Origin of the sequence: Actinotalea sp. JY-7885 (genome assembly GCF_014525465.1) — a bacterium.
In the GTDB taxonomy this organism is placed as follows: domain Bacteria; phylum Actinomycetota; class Actinomycetes; order Actinomycetales; family Cellulomonadaceae; genus Actinotalea.
Genome location: NZ_JACEXH010000312.1, coordinates 1 through 1,494, shown reverse-complemented (window position 1 = coordinate 1,494; position 1,494 = coordinate 1). Strand labels below are relative to the sequence as shown.

The following is a 1,494-nucleotide window of genomic DNA, read 5'->3' as shown; positions in this document are numbered from 1 at the left end:
GGTCGCGACGCGGGTCGCGTCGCGCCGGGCGCGGGCGGCGTCGAGGTCGGCGAGGTCGACCGGGGCGGGCTCGGTGGCCGCCGGGGCGAGCTGCTCCGCCCGCTCGGCCACCTGTGCGAGCACCTCGGTCGCGCGGCTGAGCTCCAGCACCAGGGCCTTGCCCGAGCGGTAGAGGCGCCGTCCCAGGAAGAACGCGCCGACGAGCGTGCCGATGACGAGGAGCGTCCACACGCTGAACCAGAGCACCGGGACAGGCTAGCGGGCCCCTGGTCCGCCCTCGGCCGGTTCGTACGCGGCGAGCGCGCGCCGGGCGGCGTCGGCGGCGTCCGTCGCGGCGTCGACCGGGTCGACGTCGCGGACCCGCGGTGCCACCCGCAGCAGGAGCTGGCGCAGCCACGCGGGCGACCCGACGCGCAGCGTGACCCGGAAGCCGCCGTCGGCGAGCTCCTCGGTGTCCTCCACCGGCAGCTGCTCGGCGACCCAGCGTGCGCTGCCCTCCAGCTCGATCACGACGCGCTGGTGGTCCTCCCGCGGGCGGAACGTCGCCTCCGGCAGGCGCTCCGGGCGCCGCTCGGCCGGCTCGTCGAGCACCTCCGCCGCGAGCACGCGGTCCAGCCGGAAGAGCCGCTCCCCGCCCACGCCGCGGTCCCAGCCCTGCAGGTAGGAGTGCTCGTCGCTCGTGAGGAGCTGCCACGGGTCGACGTCGCGCTCGCTGGGCCGGTCCGCCGCGTCGACGTAGCGCACGCGCAGACGACGTCCGCCGGCGAGGGCCTGCCGCACGGTGGCGACGACCTCCGGCGCGGCCTCGACCGAGAGCTGCACGTCGACGGTCGCCGCGGCCTCGCCGGTGGCCGCCGTCAGGGTCGCCAGCGTGCTCGCGAGCACCTCGCGCTGCCCCGGCTCCAGGGCCGGGCCGACGGCCTCCTGCAGGGCACGCAGCGCGGCGACGAGGGCGACCGCCTCGCGCGTGCCGAGCCGCAGCGCGTGCGACATGCCGCGCGCCTGCGTCAGGTGCAGCACGCCGGACTCGAGCGAGCCGGCGTCGAAGTCGATGAGGTCGTCCGGCCAGTAGCCCGGCGTGCCGGACATCCACAGCGTGTCGACGTCGGCGAGCACCTGCTGCGGCGTCACGCCGAAGTGCGCCGCGACCTCGTCCACGCTCACGCCGGGGGTCCGGTCCAGGTAGGCCACCATGCCGAGCAGGCGGACGAGCCGCTCCGGGGTGCGCTCAGCCACGGGTCACCTCCGGCGCGAGCCGCTCCCCCATCTCGACCGCCGCGCGCAGGCGCCGCACGACGGCGTCCCGCAGCGAGGACGGCGCGAGCACGACGACGCCGTCGGTGTAGCCGGTGACCTCCTCGGCGAGCTCGGCCGTGCGGGTGTACGGCAGCGCGACGACGTCGGTGCCCGGCGGCGCGGGCGGCAGGTCCGGCGGCGGCTCGGCGTGGGCGACCTCGGCGGCGTGCCGAGCCGCCCGGGCCCGCAGGGCGCCGG

At 77.8% G+C, this 1,494-nt stretch carries 3 protein-coding genes; all 3 read right to left on the bottom strand.

What is annotated here, in order from left to right; all coding sequences use genetic code 11:
• The coding region (locus IDM29_RS16660; RefSeq protein ID WP_188037835.1) for a hypothetical protein at positions 1 to 246 on the bottom strand (246 nt) is incomplete at its 3' end.
• Between the two features lie 9 nt (positions 247 to 255).
• On the bottom strand, positions 256 to 1,236 hold the full coding sequence (locus IDM29_RS16655) for a YafY family protein (RefSeq protein WP_182113938.1): 981 nt from the start codon (positions 1,234 to 1,236) through the stop codon (positions 256 to 258).
• A partial coding sequence (locus tag IDM29_RS16650; protein ID WP_188037834.1) for a WYL domain-containing protein occupies positions 1,229 to 1,494 on the bottom strand: 266 nt, incomplete at its 5' end. The genes IDM29_RS16650 and IDM29_RS16655, both read right to left, overlap by 8 nt.